At 42.1% G+C, this 16,588-nt stretch carries 14 protein-coding genes; 10 read left to right on the forward strand and 4 right to left on the reverse strand.

Going from position 1 to position 16,588, the window contains the following annotated elements:
- Positions 1–266 precede the first annotated feature (266 nt).
- The 6 genes from QO187_RS10905 (at position 267) to QO187_RS10930 (ending at position 5,828) form a co-directional block, all read left to right on the forward strand.
- Complete coding sequence (locus tag QO187_RS10905; RefSeq protein ID WP_371548351.1) at positions 267–614, forward strand: hypothetical protein; 348 nt, start codon at positions 267–269, stop codon at positions 612–614.
- A gap of 380 nt (positions 615–994) precedes the next feature.
- Positions 995–2,053, forward strand: coding sequence for a TRAP transporter substrate-binding protein (locus tag QO187_RS10910; RefSeq protein ID WP_114701987.1), 1,059 nt, complete (start codon positions 995–997; stop codon positions 2,051–2,053).
- 17 nt (positions 2,054–2,070) lie between these two features.
- Positions 2,071–2,598 (forward strand): TRAP transporter small permease, encoded by a 528-nt coding sequence (locus QO187_RS10915; protein ID WP_201508194.1) that lies wholly within the window; start codon positions 2,071–2,073, stop codon positions 2,596–2,598.
- On the forward strand, positions 2,595–3,884 hold the full coding sequence (locus QO187_RS10920; RefSeq protein ID WP_371548352.1) for a TRAP transporter large permease: 1,290 nt from the start codon (positions 2,595–2,597) through the stop codon (positions 3,882–3,884). The genes QO187_RS10915 and QO187_RS10920 overlap by 4 nt, the downstream gene beginning before the upstream one ends.
- A gap of 245 nt (positions 3,885–4,129) precedes the next feature.
- Complete coding sequence (locus QO187_RS10925) at positions 4,130–5,182, forward strand: 5'-nucleotidase (RefSeq protein WP_160023294.1); 1,053 nt, start codon at positions 4,130–4,132, stop codon at positions 5,180–5,182.
- Between the two features lie 40 nt (positions 5,183–5,222).
- Positions 5,223–5,828, forward strand: a complete 606-nt coding sequence (locus QO187_RS10930; RefSeq protein WP_114701886.1) for a rhomboid family intramembrane serine protease — start codon at positions 5,223–5,225, stop codon at positions 5,826–5,828.
- A 63-nt stretch (positions 5,829–5,891) separates the two neighbouring features.
- On the opposite strand, the gene QO187_RS10935 is transcribed toward QO187_RS10930, so the two are convergent.
- The 3 genes from QO187_RS10935 to QO187_RS10945 form a co-directional block, all read right to left on the reverse strand.
- Complete coding sequence (locus QO187_RS10935) at positions 5,892–6,440, reverse strand: hypothetical protein (RefSeq protein WP_102093497.1); 549 nt, start codon at positions 6,438–6,440, stop codon at positions 5,892–5,894.
- A gap of 161 nt (positions 6,441–6,601) precedes the next feature.
- Positions 6,602–8,470 carry a sodium:solute symporter family protein gene (locus tag QO187_RS10940; protein WP_101205297.1) on the reverse strand — a complete coding sequence of 623 codons (1,869 nt, stop codon included), beginning with the start codon at positions 8,468–8,470 and terminating at the stop codon, positions 6,602–6,604.
- A 4-nt stretch (positions 8,471–8,474) separates the two neighbouring features.
- Positions 8,475–8,735, reverse strand: coding sequence for a DUF4212 domain-containing protein (locus QO187_RS10945; protein WP_101205298.1), 261 nt, complete (start codon positions 8,733–8,735; stop codon positions 8,475–8,477).
- Between the two features lie 752 nt (positions 8,736–9,487).
- Between QO187_RS10945 and QO187_RS10950 the strand changes: the two genes are divergently transcribed.
- Positions 9,488–10,984 (forward strand): sodium:alanine symporter family protein, encoded by a 1,497-nt coding sequence (locus QO187_RS10950; protein ID WP_102093499.1) that lies wholly within the window; start codon positions 9,488–9,490, stop codon positions 10,982–10,984.
- 136 nt (positions 10,985–11,120) lie between these two features.
- Here the strand turns inward: QO187_RS10950 and QO187_RS10955 are convergent, their stop codons facing one another.
- Positions 11,121–12,758: an electron transfer flavoprotein-ubiquinone oxidoreductase gene (locus tag QO187_RS10955; protein WP_371548376.1), complete on the reverse strand. Its 1,638-nt coding sequence runs from the start codon at positions 12,756–12,758 to the stop codon at positions 11,121–11,123.
- A gap of 551 nt (positions 12,759–13,309) precedes the next feature.
- Between QO187_RS10955 and QO187_RS10960 the strand changes: the two genes are divergently transcribed.
- From QO187_RS10960 to QO187_RS10970, 3 genes are all read left to right on the forward strand, one after another.
- Positions 13,310–14,122, forward strand: a complete 813-nt coding sequence (locus QO187_RS10960; protein WP_102093500.1) for a DUF1285 domain-containing protein — start codon at positions 13,310–13,312, stop codon at positions 14,120–14,122.
- A gap of 284 nt (positions 14,123–14,406) precedes the next feature.
- Positions 14,407–15,321, forward strand: coding sequence for a glutamate racemase (gene murI, locus QO187_RS10965; RefSeq protein WP_371548378.1), 915 nt, complete (start codon positions 14,407–14,409; stop codon positions 15,319–15,321).
- Positions 15,322–15,492: 171 nt separating this feature from the next.
- The gene (locus QO187_RS10970) at positions 15,493–16,503 is read left to right on the forward strand and encodes a DUF4062 domain-containing protein (RefSeq protein ID WP_371548354.1); all 1,011 of its coding nucleotides are present in this window, start codon (positions 15,493–15,495) and stop codon (positions 16,501–16,503) included.
- Positions 16,504–16,588 lie beyond the last annotated feature (85 nt).

Here is a 16,588-nt window from a genome sequence, read left to right on the forward strand (position 1 = left end):
TCATCGTCAGCTCTCTATTCTAGATAAAGCCCCCTTTGCTAACCCAAAGGGGGCTTTTCTTTGTCAGCAGTTTGGTGATAATTCTTAGATTAACAGCCGCCAATCTCATTCAGTAAAATAATTATATTTGGTGACGGTGCTCGGTTTCAGGAGGTTTAGCACTAGATACTTCGGTCAAAACTCAAACCTTCCTACAAATCAGTTTGATGTGATACTATTTATTCACTTTTAGAATCTACTATTTGTCATTTATTTTGGAGCATATTATGGGCGTTCCACTCTACTATACTGCTGAACGTTCTACTCTCTTGACTCAACAGGAGCAAGAAAAGGTTGCGTCAATAGTTAATGAATATAATGACAAATTCGAGCATGCAGATGATGCAGAGACTTTCGATCTCTATGCATATGATGATAGTGAGTCAGAGGTCATATTAGCAGGAGCTACAAAGCTACCTGCTAGTATGGATGTAAAAGATCTTATGTATACCTTAGAGCATTGGCTACAATGTTTGACTGAGATTCGTCTTGCGGTAACTGATGCAGAATGGCATGTACATCTAGATGATAACGATGCTGTGTGGGTAGATGATAAGTGGCAAATGGAAAAGTAGCGCTTCATCGCTATTATTATTTATCTAAATGCTTATATCAGTTTCTATATATTCATATGATATTTACAAAAAAAGCTCTCAACTGCGTAGCAGGCTGAGAGCTTTTTTATGAGGAATTATTTTATTCTGCTTACTTTTTACTATTATCTATATAGACAATTCAAGTATTAAGATTATATTTATAATATGAATATATCCTTTATAATATGCTCAAAATGATTTGACTTCTATCATTATAGCTGCTAATTTTAAACTGTATTTTTATTACAGGTGTGTAAAAAATATATCTAAACCTTGTAGACAATTTAATCTAGGATGAATCAAATTGTCTGCTCGTAACACATTACTCCTATTCTCATAATTATCAAAAGGAATTGATAATGAAGTTAGCTCCTCTTTTTTCAATTGGTGCTTTAGCCGCTATTAGTCTTCTTGGCTGTTCTAACCAGTCTGCTGATACGACTGATGGTTCATCAGCTACTTCTCAAGAAACTACCGTACTACGGTTTTCACATTTTTGGCCAGCAACCTCATCTATCAGTAAAGAAGTCTTCGAGCCTTGGGCAAAACAGATAGAAACAGATTCTAATGGTCGTCTAAAAGTGGAGCTTTATCCATCAGCGGGTCTTGCTAAAGCAGACGTTACTTATGAATCTGCTGCTAAAGGTACGATCGATATCGGTTCACAAGCGCATGGTTATACCAACGGTCGCTTTCCTTTGACTCAGATTACTGAACTTCCAGGTTTATCAAATTCAGCAACTCAAATGGGCTGTATGCTACAGACCTTATATGATGACGGTACTTTAGCAGGTGAATACGAAGACTCACATTTATTATTTATGTACGGGGCTGGACCTGGGGCGCTTCATACAACTGATAAGCTAATTCGAACACCTGAAGACATGAAAGGTATGCGTATTCGCCGTCCTTCAGCTGTTGCTGGTGATATTATTGAAAGCGCTGGTGCCTCGCCAGTAGGTTTACCTGCTAATGATATGTATACCTCGTTACAGCGCGGCGTTGTTGATGGTTTGAGTTTCCCTTGGGAAGCAGTAACAGCGTTTAAAATTGATGAGATTACCAAGTATCATACCAATATTCCTTTCTATAGTTCAGCGCTTATGGTCACGATGAATAAGGACAAATATGACAACTTACCTGATGATCTAAAACAAGTTTTGGATAAAAACTCAGGGATGGCATTAGCTAATAAGGTCGGTGAAGTGTTTGATAAACATGACCAAATGGCAATTCAAGCTGCTAAAGATAAAGGTGATGAAATTATCGAAATTCCTGATCCATTAAATGATCCAGACTGGAAAGGGCCACTTGAAAGAGGAACACAAAAATATCTAAAGGATGTTAATGCTTTGGGTTTGGATGCTGATAGTGTCTATGAAAAAGCAAAAGCTGCCAGTGCTGCCTGTAAGGTTTAACCTATTGGAGGTGTCACATGGCATTTTTAGTCAAGCTCAGCGTCTTAATCTCTAGATTATGCCAGTTCATTGGTGGGATCAGTCTCATCATCATCGTACTAACCACCATGCTCGACGTCAGCGCGCGCTACATATTCAAACTCACCGGCGGTGAGTTTGGCTTTACCGTCAAAGGCAGTGTAGAGATCGTCTCCTACTTCATGCTATTTGCATTACTCGCTGCCTTTGCTGCCTTCGTTGAACGCTCACAAATCATCGTCGACGTCTTCACCCAGAAAATGCCCCAATCTATCAAGGGCTACCTCATGGCTATCTTTATGCTGGGCTTCTTCGTCATCGGTATCGTCTTCTCATGGGGACTCTACGAGAGTGCCATTGACGCTATGGAGTTTGGGAAAGTTACCCAAGACTTAAGACTCTCTATGATGCCTATCTACCTGATCAGTGCCTTGTTAAGTGCTTTTCTAGCCATACGCTCATTGATCGAATCTATCAACATATTTAAGACAGGCGAATTCTTTGACGCCGAGGAGACAGGCGCATGAGTCCAGAAATTATCGGTGCGATTGGCCTAGTGGTCATGATCTTGCTTGTCGTCCTACGCGTACCCGTCGCACTTGCCATGTTAGGTGTGGGTCTAGTAGGTTTTGGTGCGGTTACCGCGCCTAGTGGTGCCTTACAAATGCTCAAAGACATCCCAGTCGATGTCTTAGCAAAGTATGACTTTAGTGCCATTCCCTTATTTATTCTCATGGGTGTGTTTGCTACCCACTCGGGCATGGCAGGTAAACTCTTTGAAGCCACCCGGACCATATTTGGCGGGGTAAGGGGCAGTCTTGGTATTGCAGGCATTGGTTCATCCGGTATCTTTGCCTCTATCTCAGGCTCGTCACTTGCCACTGCCTCTACCATGACCAAAGTCGCGCTACCGCAAATGGAGAAGTACGGCTATCAGCCAGGGTTTGCCTGCGGTATCTTAGCCGCTGGCGGTACGCTTGGTATTATGATTCCGCCCAGTATTGCGCTACTGGTCTATGCCATCTTAACCCAGCAGTCAGTGGGTGACATGTTCATCGCTGGCTTCTTACCCGGTATGCTCGGCATGGTGATGTATTCCATCACGGTCATGATTATGGTGCGCTGGAAACCGCATTTAGCAAAACGTGGTGAGAAAACGTCTTGGAAAGCCAAGCTACTGTCACTGACTGGTCTGATACCATTTAGCTTTATCTTTATTGTGATTATTGCCGGTATCTTCTTTGGGCTATTTACCCCAACAGAAGGCGCCGCAGTAGGGGCGTTTGTCTCATGGGCTTATGCCTTTGCTAAAGGCATGCGTCTAGATGGTCTCAAGCAGTCATTGATTGAGACGCTAGCGCTCTCTGCCGTGGTGTTCTTTATGCTACTGGGTGCAGAGGCATTGGGATACTTTATTTCAGTCTCACGCTTGTCTTATACCTTGGCATCTTGGATCGGTGGATTGGCGGTCAGTCCAATGATTGTGCTGATCTGTATTCTATTCATGTACTTCCTATTGGGATTGTTCATGGATGCCTTAGCGATGCTAGTAATCACCATTCCCGTGGTATATCCCATCATTCTAGCGTTAGGGTTTGATCCGGTCTGGTTTGGCATCATTGCGGTATTGACGGTGGAGCTTGGTTTGATTACGCCGCCGATGGGGATGAATATCTTTGTGATTAAGGCGATGGCACCGCACATTAAGCTGAGCGATATGTTCCGCGGGGTGGCACCATTCATTGTCTCTGATGTGATCCGTTTGGTTATCTTGGTGATGTTCCCTGCGATCTCGCTTGTGCTGCTCGGGTAGGCTGAACCTAAACTAAAACTTAAACCATAGCTTATAAGTTATTGTATACAGCCATATTGCTAATAAAGCAGTGTGGCTTTTTTAGTATCTGATATTTTGTCTAAGAATTAAGAGAGGAACATTTTACAAACTCACAATCCATGACGCTGCATGGTGATAACTTTTCTTAGTGTTATAAAGGCCTGTGAATGTAGTAAACTGGTTTTCATCCATTTTCCTATATAACTTTATAAGTAGAGATAGTCATGGCTGTCGATTTTAGTAATACGCTTATCGTCGCAATTTCTGCGACGGCACTTTTTGATTTGACTGAGTCAGAAAACTATTTGCTAGAGCTGCTAGAGCAACGACCTGCAAGTGCTATAAAAGAATTTAGGGAGTACATGACCGAGCGTGAAAATGACCCCTTGAATATTGGTGCAGGTTATCCGCTAATTAAAGCGTTACTAAACCTAAATAAATATTGTGATAATAACGATGGACAAGAATCAGACATTGAAACACCATTGGTCGAAGTCGTTATCGTCTCAAAAAGTAGTCCAGATACAGGTATTCAGGTACTTAATGCAATTCTAGAACATGATATTAATATCTCCCGTTCTGCTTTTGTTTCAGGTAGCTCTGTTGCGCCTTATATCAAAGACTTTAATGTGGACCTATTCTTGACCACCAATCGCGACGATGCCCAGCAAGTTGCGGATGCTAATATCTGTGCCTGTGCCATACTAGACGCTACGCCTGTGAACACTTATGAGTTAGATACTGAGCAGCTGCGCATTGCCTTTGATGGGGATGCAGTGCTTTTTGATGATTCAGGTGAACTGCTATACAAACAAAAAGGGCTACGAGCCTTTCATGATCGTGAAGTACAAATGCGTGATTTGCCAATTGAAAAAGGCCCTTATGCTGAATTATTGATTAAATTGTCAAATCTGCAAGAGCGCCTACCTGCTGGTTTAAAATACTCGCCAATAAAAATTGCGCTGGTGACCGCGCGCAATGCACCAGCTGACTTACGGGCTATCAAGACATTACGAGAGTGGGGCGTGAATGTTGATATGGCATTTTTTTTGGGAGGATTAGAGAAAACAGCGGTACTCAGAACATTTGCGCCGCATATCTTCTTTGATGATTCAATCAAGCACATTGACGCAGCACGTCGATTTATTCCTACGGCCTTGGTTCCTTATCATTCGACGTCATTATTGCATGGTGACAACTATCTCACTGCTGATGAGGATGCATCATTGTTATCATTCAAACCTGCTGTGCACCCACTATTTGCTGTAAATCATTAAGTAGGTATAAAAAATTTAGGTAATAAGGATAGGATGGTATATGAATTGGCAGCAGTTGCTTAACTTAATTGTCGTGCGGATAAAGCAGGTCATTGGACTGTATGCTTTTGTGCTTATACCGATGTGGGGCATGTTTTTTCTAAATGAAGTGGCCTTATTTGGTATGTGGAATATCTTTGGTATTGTACCGCGTGCTTTAGATGTGGGTAGTATGATAGGGGTATTCGCTTCATGGACCATGCATGGCAATTTGTCGCATTTGACTGGCAATACGGTGACGCTATTACAGATTTTGTTTTTGTTTGGACTGTTTGAAAAGAATGCTTATCGCACGGTAATTAAACTGGTGGTCGCCTCAGGACTGGTCACTTGGGTTATCGGGTCGCCATCTTCTATCCATATCGGCGCATCAGGGCTTTGTTTTGCAATGTTAGGTTATATGATAGGCGGAGCTATATTTGCGCGGCGTTGGGGTTATCTGATTGCTTGTATTGTCATGGGAACTGGCTATTGGCTGACCATCAAGCAAGGGTTGATGCCGCAACAAGGCATCTCATTTGCGGCACATTTTGGTGGCTTGTGCGCTGGGCTATTGCTAGGAGCTAATTCAAAGCATACTTATTCAGCCGCTTCTCAACGCTATTAAAAGCAACTGGATGTCAGTATTTAATGAACCAGCATAATCATAACCGTACTAAGCGTTATAGGATCAGACGATTTCATCAGTACAGATTTTGATAAATAAAGGATCGTCTGTAGTCAGCTCTCGCCACGCAGTGGTCTGTTTAACATGTTCATTCACCGTCAGTGTGTTACCTTTTTCTGGTATAACGTAATCTGCACGCGCAGGAACACTGCAATCGATAACTTGTGGAACTTTCTCTACACTTCTTCGTCTTTCAAATAAATATAAATTGAATAAATATATATTTGGGTTGTCTACTTGCACACTAGTATTTCCAGTATCGGCAGCGATAAAACGTAATATTTGTGGTTTAGCATAAGACCATGGGCGGAACCATTCCGTGCTTTCTGCTGTTTTGACGACTTCTACGCCTTCTGGCAGATCTCGCACTTGTTGACCATACCAGCTGTATTCCTGGTTTATCTGGAATGCAAACATCCCAATAGCAGCAAATAAGGGAATCAGCCATTTAGGTGCACTTTTGCCTGCCAGTTTGCTGAGGTGAGTTATGATAAGTGCTAGTCCAGCCATACCAAATGCGGCAGCGATGGTAGCGATAAACTCAAAAAGCATAAAATATTCCTTAATGCGTTAGATGTGTCTAATTGAACCTCTTAGATAAAGTAAAAATCTAAAATTTAGTTATTATAGCTATAGGATAAAAAAATCACCCACAAGCAGCTACTGCCTGTGAGTGATATATAGTAACAGAAGATATATCCTCAGTTGTGAGCTTAGTGGTCGACCGCACCGCCAGCGCCACGTGGAGAACGTACGCTCTCAACCAGCTCTTGAATATGTGCTGGTGGTGGCGCAGTAGCATAAGATACAGCGAATGCTACGATGAAGTTAAGCAATGCACCAACTGCACCAAATGATAGTGGTGAGATACCAAATAACCAGTACTCTTCAGTATCAGGGAAGTTCGCTGTACCACTGATGAAGAACCAACCTTTGAACATAAAGATATAGACAAGAACGACTATTAAACCAGTCAACATACCTGCAATAGCGCCAAGATTGTTGATGCGTTTAGAGAAAATACCCATCATTAACACAGGGAACAATGAAGAGGCAGCAATACCGAAGGCCAGTGCTACGACCTGTGCGGCAAACCCTGGCGGATTCATACCTAAGTAAGTTGCTACTACAATCGCCACACCCATAGTGATACGAGCATATTTTAGCTCTTGTTTATCAGTGATATTTGGGTTTAAGTTACGTTTGATCAAGTCATGACTGATGGCTGATGAAATTGCGAGCAGTAGGCCTGCAGCGGTTGATAGTGCTGCTGCCAAACCACCTGCAGCAATCAGACCAATAACCCATGGTGGAAGCTGTGCAATTTCTGGATTCGCTAGAACTAAGATATCAGCGTTAACATCAAGCTCGTTACCTGCCCATCCAGCGTTAGCAAAACGACCATCAAGCTCTGCATCATGTGCAATACGAGCGGTTTCTACCGCTGCAGTTGCTGCAGCAACATCGCCACCGTCAGTTTGAGCAGTATTAAGGGCGATCTGAGCAGCACCTAACCCACTATCACTGTACAACTGAATACGACCATCATTGTTTAGATCGTTATACTTGATAAGACCTGTTTCTTCCCATGTCATCATCCAGTCTGGACGTTGATCATATTCTAGAGGCGCTTCTGCAACCCCTTGTGGGTAAACGGTGTCAATTAGGTTTAGACGAGCCATAGCACCTACTGCTGGAGCAGTAAAGTATAGTAGCGAGATAAATACCAGTGTCCAACCTGCTGTCCAACGTGCATCAGCCACTTTAGGTACCGTGAAAAAACGAATGATAACGTGTGGTAGACCTGCTGTACCGATCATTAGCGTCAAGGTAAATAGCACCATGTTTAGCTTGTTAGGAACGTCAGCCGTATAAGAGGCAAATCCTAAGTCAGTCACAACTTGGTTAAGCTTAGTCAAAATAGGGACACCTGACTCGACATGGTTTGAAAACAAACCAAGGCCTGGAATCGGGTTACCGGTCAACTCAAGTGAAATAAAGACAGCAGGAATAGTATAGGCAATCATCAGAACCACATACTGTGCAACCTGCGTATAGGTAATCCCTTTCATACCACCAAGTACGGCATAGAAGAAGACAACAATAGCCGCAATGATAAGACCAGTACTACTCTCAACTTCTAAGAAGCGCGAGAATGCAACACCAGCACCGGTCATCTGACCGATAACGTAAGTGGTCGATGCGGTAATCAAACAGACCACAGCAATCATAGCAGCCGTTTTTGAGTAAAAACGATCGCCGATAAAATCAGGAACCGTGAACTTACCGAACTTACGTAAATAAGGCGCTAAAAGCATCGCTAGCAGAACGTAACCGCCAGTCCAACCCATCAAATAGGTAGAAGCGCCATAACCACTAGCAGCAATAAGACCTGCCATTGAGATAAATGACGCCGCACTCATCCAGTCAGCAGCTGTTGCCATACCGTTAACGACCGGATGGACACCACCACCAGCAACATAAAATTCACTGGTTGAACCAGCACGAGCCCAAATCGCGATACCGAAATAGAGAGCGAAGGATAGACCCACAAAAATAAGATTAATTACAAATTGACTCATGGGGCTATTCCTCGTCTACGCCATATTGTTTGTCTAACTTATTCATACGCCAAGCGTAAAAGAAAATTAGGATGATAAATATACCAATGGATCCTTGCTGAGCAAACCAAAAGCCCAGATCAGTACCACCGATTTTGATACCAGCTAACAATGGACGAAACAAGATACCAAAGCCATATGAGCATAGCGCCCAAACAACCAAGCTGCCGAGAATGAGACGAATATTGGCGCGCCAATATCCAGATGGATCGTTGTGGTTTTCCATAGGACAACTCCTTTTGTCTTACCTAAAAAATATCAACCATATAAAAAGAACTGCGATTATTTCTTACCACGAAAAGTATAAAAAATAGTCAGGTACTGCTTTATATAGTGAAAACGATGATGCGTGATAGTACGTTTAATGCTCGGTAATTCTCTACTTCAAATAAAAGTAGTTAACTATTTAAGCATCGTATTGACCTAAACCATCGAATGGCAAAAATAACGTTTCTTGAGGAAGACAGAAGGGTGGACTATCCAGTGTCTTTTTAACAATCTCGTCTTCCTGACAAGAGTTTTAATCTTTTTAACACGCTAACCTGTTGTGCTTCTTGTACTGATTAATAGCTTCGATAACCATAAAACAGTCTAAACGGATATAGAATTTATATTAGCACGGTTTAATAAAGATAATTGCAAACTACTACGCATAAATAATAAGTAAATTACTAAAAATTAGTTTGCTAAATATTTATTAAAGAACCTAACGTTACGGCAACCGAGTAATTTATACGATTAAATTATCACTTAATCTATTCTATATAAGATGAAACATAAGCATTATTTATTTTGAAAATAGTTATATGAAGTCGATAAGCAAACGTGATGGTCGCATGTCGCTCAATATCTATATTATGCACGTGTCTTTTTGGTATCAGGTATTTTGCACAGAGGCTTATATAGTCCATGGTAACCAAAATATGATATCGATATAAAACTTAAGTAACGCGTATAAAGAATGAATAAGGAGCCCATATGAACGAAGGGATAGTAGGTTGGTTTAATAACATCGTAAATTATGGTGTCGGTATTATCTGGGGTAACAACGATTGGCTGATTGCTAGTAACCCTTGGTATGGATTACTGATGTTCTTACTAATTGGTGCGGGTCTTTACTTCACCGTCGTGACACGTTTTATTCAGTTTCGTCATTTTGGTCATATGTGGAAGTTGCTACGCGTGTCCAACCAAGGACGCAAAGATGGTGGTATTAGCTCATTTGAAGCATTGATGACGTCGCTGGCCGCGCGTGTTGGTACTGGTAACTTGGCAGGTGTGGCAATTGCAATCTATCTAGGTGGACCAGGTGCTGTATTCTGGATGTGGATGACGGCACTGGTCGGTATGTCGACCAGCTTTATCGAGTCAACCTTAGCACAGGCATATAAAGTACCGCACAACGATAATGTGTACCGCGGTGGCCCTGCTTATTACATCGAAAAAGGTCTAGGCAAGCGCTGGCTTGCCGTGTTTTTCTCATTATGTTTGTTAGTGGCCTTTGGTTTGGCATTTAATGGCGTACAATCCAATACCATCGCTCAAGCGACCAACGAAGCCTTTGGTGTGCCAACGTGGATGACAGGTTTGGTATTGGTAGTACTGGTAGCGCCAGTGGTATTCGGTGGTTTACGCTCAGTAGCTCGTATCGCAGGTAAAATCGTACCAGTGATGGCTATCTTGTACATCTTGCTAGCGCTATTCATTATCGTGACTAATTTCAGTCAATTCCCAGCAGCGATCGCGTTGATTGTAAAATCAGCATTTGGCTTTGAGCAGGCAGCAGGCGGTGTCATCGGTTATGGTATTGCGCAGGCAATGATTAACGGTATCAAACGTGGCTTGTTTTCTAACGAAGCAGGTATGGGTTCAGCGCCGAATGCTGCAGCAACGGCAAAGAGTCATCCTGATCATCCAGCAGTGCAGGGTTTCATGCAAATGCTTGGCGTATTTATGGATACCCTTATCATTTGTACCGCGACGGCGTCGATTATTATTTTGTCTGGTGTGGTCGACCCTAATGTCGAGCAAGAAGGTATTCAGTTAACTCAGTTGGCCTTATCGCAGTATGTGGGTGACCTAGGTGTGGTGTTCGTGGCGATTGCGATTTTCTTCTTCTCATTTACGTCTATCATCGCCAACTATAGCTACGGTGAGTCAAATCTTGAATTTATCTCTGGTGCCAAAAACGCCAAAGTGATGATTATGGTTTTCCGCTTCCTAGTGTTAGGTATGGTATTTATTGGGTCTGTTGCTAGCCTACCTGCTATATGGAACTTCGCTGACTTGTCTATGGGTCTGATGGCCTTGGTCAACTTAGTGGCAATCTTGCTGTTGTCTCCTGTAGCGCTAAGAATACTACGTGACTATGAGCGTCAGGTAAAAGAGGGTAAAACAGGCGATCAGATTAAGTTTGATCCTGATAACTTTGTAAAACTTAGAGATGAAGCCAACCGTGATGCTTGGACAGATTAAGCAGAATTGATTGGTAAAACTAGCTTGTTCTAAGCATTAAAAAACCGCCCGACTCTTATGCAGAGAAGGGCGGTTTTTATTGGAGTACAGTTTTAATGATATTAACTGTACCAGCTCAAACCAGAATTATTCTGATTTACATGTTTGGATAGTTTGGACCACCGCCACCTTCTGGTGTTACCCAAGTGATGTTCTGTGAAGGATCTTTGATATCACAGGTCTTACAATGTACACAGTTCTGCGCATTGATAACAAACTTGGCACCCTCAGCATCTTTGACGACTTCATACACACCCGCTGGGCAGTATAGACGCGCAGGCTCAGCGTACAACGGTAAGTTGATTGAGATAGGTACCGTTGGATCAGTAAGTTTTAGATGCGTTGGCTGATCTTCTGCATGGTTGGTGTTAGAGATAAATACTGACGATAACTTGTCAAATACCAGCTTACCATCAGGCTTAAGATAGGTTGGTTGATAAGCATGATTAGCACGCTCCAACTGATCGTAATCTGGGATGTTGTCATGCAAAGTGAATGGCATTTTACCTTTTAGCAAGTTGTGCTCGATAAAGGTGAAAGCGCCGCCCATGAACAGACCCATACGGTGAATCGCAGGTGAGAAGTTGCGCGACTCATAGTTATCTTGATACAACCATGACTCTTTGTACATTGTGATATAAGCAACCACTTCATCATGCTGACGTTCAGCTTGCAGCGCCTCAAAGATAGCTTCGGCTGCGAGCATGCCTGACTTCATAGAAGTATGTGTGCCTTTGATTTTTGCTGGGTTTAAGAAACCAGCATCATCACCTACCAACACGCCACCTGGGAAGGTGAACTTCGGTAGTGAGTTTAGACCACCTTTGGTCAACGCACGGGCGCCATAAGAAATACGCTTACCGCCTTCTAAAACATTTTTGATAACAGGATGTGTTTTTAAGCGCTGCATTTCATCAAATGGAGACATATAAGGGTTGTGGTAAGACAAATCGGCCACAAGACCAAAGCTTACTTGGTTGTTTTCATCAAAGTATAACCACCAGCCGCCAGTAGAGCCAGTTTCAGTCAATGGCCAGCCAAGACCATGCATGACAACACCTTGCTCATGCTTTTCAGGCTCAACTTCCCATAGCTCTTTTAGACCGATACCATAATGCTGAGGATCAGAGTCTTTATCTAGATCGAAGCGGCTGATTAAGCGTTTGCCTAAATGTCCACGGCTACCTTCCGCAAAAATAGTGTATTTGGCAAGAAGCTCATAACCAGGCTCAAAACTTGGCTTGGCTTCACCATTGGCCGCCACACCCATATCACCCGTTAATACACCTCGGACCGAACCGTCGTCATTGTATAGGATGTCATCGGCAGGGAAGCCTGGGAACATCATAACTTCAAGCTCTTCTGCCTGTACGGCCAACCAACGAACGACATTACCTAGCGAGACAATATAGTTGCCATCGTTGTGCATCGGACCTGGAATCAAAGAGTCAGGCACTTTAGTTGAGCGTGTAGCAGAGTTCAAATAATAGAAACGATCTTCTGTCGCTGGCACGTTAAGCGGTGCGCCTTTTTCTTTCCAGTCAGGGATTAGCTCATTTAGAGCGCGTGGCTCGATGACTGCACCAGACAACGTATGGGCACCAAACTCAGAGCCTTTTTCGACCACACAAACCATAAACTCATCATTACCAGCTTCAATTGCGAGCTGGCGCAAACGTATGGCAGCAGACAGACCTGCAGGTCCACCGCCAACAATGATGACATCGAACTCCATTGATTCGCGTTCGACTTCAGGTTCCGCGGCAACTGGCGCTACGACTGGTTCTACTTTATCTAGCGTTGCGGTCTCTGTCGCTACTGGTGCGTCAGCATTCACAGTATTACCATCAATAACTGGCGTTTGATTGTCTTGCTCTTGCATACCTACTCCTAAACTTTTAGTGGCTTATCTCAGGGCATCATTAGCTTAACAACTGAATAATAGACTTGCGGCGCTAACGTCACTCAGACATATGGCTGCCCGATAAAACTGTCTTTGCGGCATCAATTGACCTGTTATGGTTAATACCAATTTGTCTAAGGATATCAACGTATAACGTAAGATGTGTCATCAATACAACACCCACTTGACCATTTCAATAAAAAATCGTTACTCATTATAAAAGAAAAGTCCTACAAACACGATACGCATTTATGAGTATCGATGCTAAGGTAATGTTAAGAAAATGAGGTTGTTATAACGATAAAGTTTCATCATACCTGAAACAAAAATTTATAGTAATAATAGATAAGCCAAACTTTGAATACTAAATAAAGGAATTAATAATGAATAACGATAATAATAGTACTGAAGACAGCTATGAGAAAATAGCAGAAGCCCCGACCAGTAAGCCTTATAGCCTAGATAGCTTAGATAATTTAGATGCATTAAGCCAGTATATTAAGTCTACGAAAGGGACTCGCGAAGGGCGTGCGATACCACCGCTTGAAAAATGGCATCCTGAAGATATTGCTGATATGGATTTGATTATCAAAGCAAACGGAGAATGGTGGCATGAAGGCGGGCAAATGACCCGTGAGTCATTGGTCAGCTTGTTTGCCACGATACTATGGAAAGAAGAGAATAATGGCACTACTGAGTACTTTTTAAAGACCCCTGTACAGAAAATCCGTATCCAAGTTGAAGATGCACCACTTCTGATAAACGATGTTGGTATTGTCCATGAAGATGATATGAGTTGGTTAGAGTTTACAACGACGACAGGGGATGTGGTTCGCTTAGACGATGAGCATTCGATTGTATTAAAGGCGTATAATTCTAATAAGAGCGATTCTAATAAGAGCGACTTTAGTGAAAGCGACTTTAGTGAAAGCGACTTCAATAACAGTGACTTTAGTGAAAGCGATCAAGCGAATCAAATGAGTACAGCTGACGATGTTGCAGATTCTCAGGAATTAGCGTCTACAGAACAGGTACGCCCTTACATGATGGTCAGAAATGGCTTAACCGCACTTATCGGCCGCAATACTTTTTATCACCTGACTGAAATTGGAGCATTATCAGAAGAAAATGGTAAGACGATATTGACGCTACAGAGTGGTGGGCAGTCTTATTCATTATCGATGCCTACTGATTAAGTATTATGTTTATCTATTAATTGCTGTATGCCGATGAGTGCTATAATTTTATAATATAGCTTGATTCTATTAGTCTGAAAAATTCCTATCGTATAAAGGTAGTTGATAGATAGCTGACGTAGAGTAACGCCATACACGCAACATATATATAGCGCATTTAACTGGGTAATGAGATTGATGAAGAATATGATAATGGCATTAGCATAAAGATGGATATCAAAAACCAGACAGTCGAAAAACTCAGACCGTGTGTCGATATATCTGTTGATCAGAGTCTCAAAGCTATGAATCTAGTAGATGTCAATAAACATGCTGGTAATACAGTTGTAAGCGATAAAAACCGTAGCGCGCCCATTGGCGTGTTTGATTCTGGTGTTGGCGGCTTATCTGTTTACTTGCATTTAGCACAGCAGCTGCCTACTGAGCATTATATATATTATGCTGATACATTAAATGTACCTTATGGCAATCGTGACAGCGAAGATATTGAAATGCTAACGCTAAAAGCCGTAGAGTGGTTACATAAGCAAGGCTGTAAGCTAATAGTTATTGCGTGTAACAGCGCCTCAGCATATGCGCTAGATACTGCCCGACGCTGTTATCCACATATACCTATTGTGGGTCTTGTCCCTGCATTAAAGCCTGCGGTATTGGCGAGTAAGAGTGGTCATGTAGCGGTGCTAGCAACCAAAGCGACTTTGAATGGCACCTTATTAAATGATGTTATCATCAATTTTGCTCAACCTAATAACACAGTAGTCACTAAGTATTTTGATCCGCAACTGGTACCTTGGGTAGAAGCAGGTATGTCAGAACAAGACGAGACCGCTGAAAGATTACGTAAACTGGTACAGATATTTGCTAATGAAGGTGTCGATCAGTTAGTGCTGGGATGTACACATTATCCGTTTTTTAAGACATTCTTATTGGATGAGATTGTACAGCAGCAGCTATCAATACAAGTCATTGATTCTGGTCAAGCGATTGCTGAACGAGTTAGACAGCTATTGATTGCAAACAACTTATCTGCATCATTGATGAGTGAAAAACAAGAAAATCTGTCACAAAAAACCAGTAAGAAAAATACCATTACTAGACCGCCATTAACTTTTCATGCCACTAAATATAGTGATAGACTATGCGCTTTAGTTGAGCGCTTACTCGGTACAGAAATGGCATTGCAATACTACTCTCATTAGTTATTATCAAAGCTAGTGATATCAATACGCTGTATGCAACGCTGACTCAGTTAAAATAAATTGAGTGCATCTTTTCAAGCTAAGAGTATGCTAGGCTGAGCAAGACAAGATTTTTGTGTTCTATTTTACATCCTATCCTTTTTATGTCACGACCTACGCTTAGAGGTAATTGTGCCGAATCGTCGCTATCATATTCATATTATATGCGCTGACAATGACCAGTTGTTGGTTCTAGACAGCTTAGCGATATTTTTTCAGGCGCGCGCATTTCTGACCTATGATGTTTCTAGTAAATTATCTAAAGCCTCTTTTTATGGGCGCCAGTGTATTGATTCTTGTGATTACGCAGTTATGATCGTTGGCGACAGCTACGGGACTGTGCAAAAAAACGGCGTTAGCCAAATGCACTTAAGTTATCTAAATGCCAAAGCGAAGCTTAAGCCGCTAATTGTTCTGGTCAAAAACCACTCTCCAGACGCTGTTATCAGCCGACAACTTCAAGAGTTTATTAAGTTAGTCACCAAGCAAGACAACCAGCTACATTACTATGATACGGAAGAAGATATTGAGCCATTGCTAGTACAGGCTCACTATAATGCCGTCGCCAATAATAAAATGGTAGGTGGCTGGGTCAGAGCGAACGACGAAGAGAATACGACTAGTAAAAAGGTCGTGTATGAGAAGCCAGTCGATGTATTACCTAGTACTACCGAGGTAGAGAAAAACAGTCCTGATGAAGAAGACTTTATATCGGATAAGGTTAGTGAGCCAATTGAGTTAACGGAGTTTTTTGAGATTCAATATAGTGCTCAGGCTTATGAGGGTGGCAATCTAACGGACGTAACCAGATCACTCACACTCTCGTGGCACGAGATACTCATGACACTCATGAGAATACCGTCTACTTTTTCGAGCTATGGCTTGCAAAATGCCATCAATCGTTTGATTACCGCTAAAGCGGAAGTAGACATTAAAAAAGAGATGCCAAACGTTCATGCTGTCTCACGCTGCCAAATCTCTCAAGCTGATATCAATAATTTGCAACGTCAGCTAGTCGGTGCAAATTGGATACAACTAATGACTTATGGCACGCGGGTATCACAAGAGCTATGGAAGCTTACCTTCTACGCAAAAAACCTACTGCAAAATCATACCTCAAATACGAATAAACAAGACGAGTAATTATTCACTAGCGCGTTCAAAAATAGCCATCTAAAACGTCCACTCTCGCATCACGACTACGTTTTGTAATACAAAGCATACGTGC

Origin of the sequence: Psychrobacter sp. Arc9 (genome assembly GCF_041431295.1) — a bacterium.
Taxonomy (GTDB): domain Bacteria; phylum Pseudomonadota; class Gammaproteobacteria; order Pseudomonadales; family Moraxellaceae; genus Psychrobacter.

Coding starts and splice junctions, on each gene's coding strand:
- QO187_RS10945 (WP_101205298.1), bottom strand. CDS start 8,735: ATGGAAAACCACAACGATCCATCTGGATATTGGCGCGCCAATATTCGT.
- QO187_RS10930 (WP_114701886.1), top strand. CDS start 5,223: ATGAATTGGCAGCAGTTGCTTAACTTAATTGTCGTGCGGATAAAGCAG.
- QO187_RS10915 (WP_201508194.1), top strand. CDS start 2,071: ATGGCATTTTTAGTCAAGCTCAGCGTCTTAATCTCTAGATTATGCCAG.
- QO187_RS10935 (WP_102093497.1), bottom strand. CDS start 6,440: ATGCTTTTTGAGTTTATCGCTACCATCGCTGCCGCATTTGGTATGGCT.
- QO187_RS10920 (WP_371548352.1), top strand. CDS start 2,595: ATGAGTCCAGAAATTATCGGTGCGATTGGCCTAGTGGTCATGATCTTG.
- QO187_RS10905 (WP_371548351.1), top strand. CDS start 267: ATGGGCGTTCCACTCTACTATACTGCTGAACGTTCTACTCTCTTGACT.
- QO187_RS10955 (WP_371548376.1), bottom strand. CDS start 12,758: ATGGAGTTCGATGTCATCATTGTTGGCGGTGGACCTGCAGGTCTGTCT.
- murI (WP_371548378.1), top strand. CDS start 14,407: ATGAATCTAGTAGATGTCAATAAACATGCTGGTAATACAGTTGTAAGC.
- QO187_RS10925 (WP_160023294.1), top strand. CDS start 4,130: ATGGCTGTCGATTTTAGTAATACGCTTATCGTCGCAATTTCTGCGACG.
- QO187_RS10960 (WP_102093500.1), top strand. CDS start 13,310: ATGAATAACGATAATAATAGTACTGAAGACAGCTATGAGAAAATAGCA.
- QO187_RS10950 (WP_102093499.1), top strand. CDS start 9,488: ATGAACGAAGGGATAGTAGGTTGGTTTAATAACATCGTAAATTATGGT.
- QO187_RS10940 (WP_101205297.1), bottom strand. CDS start 8,470: ATGAGTCAATTTGTAATTAATCTTATTTTTGTGGGTCTATCCTTCGCT.
- QO187_RS10910 (WP_114701987.1), top strand. CDS start 995: ATGAAGTTAGCTCCTCTTTTTTCAATTGGTGCTTTAGCCGCTATTAGT.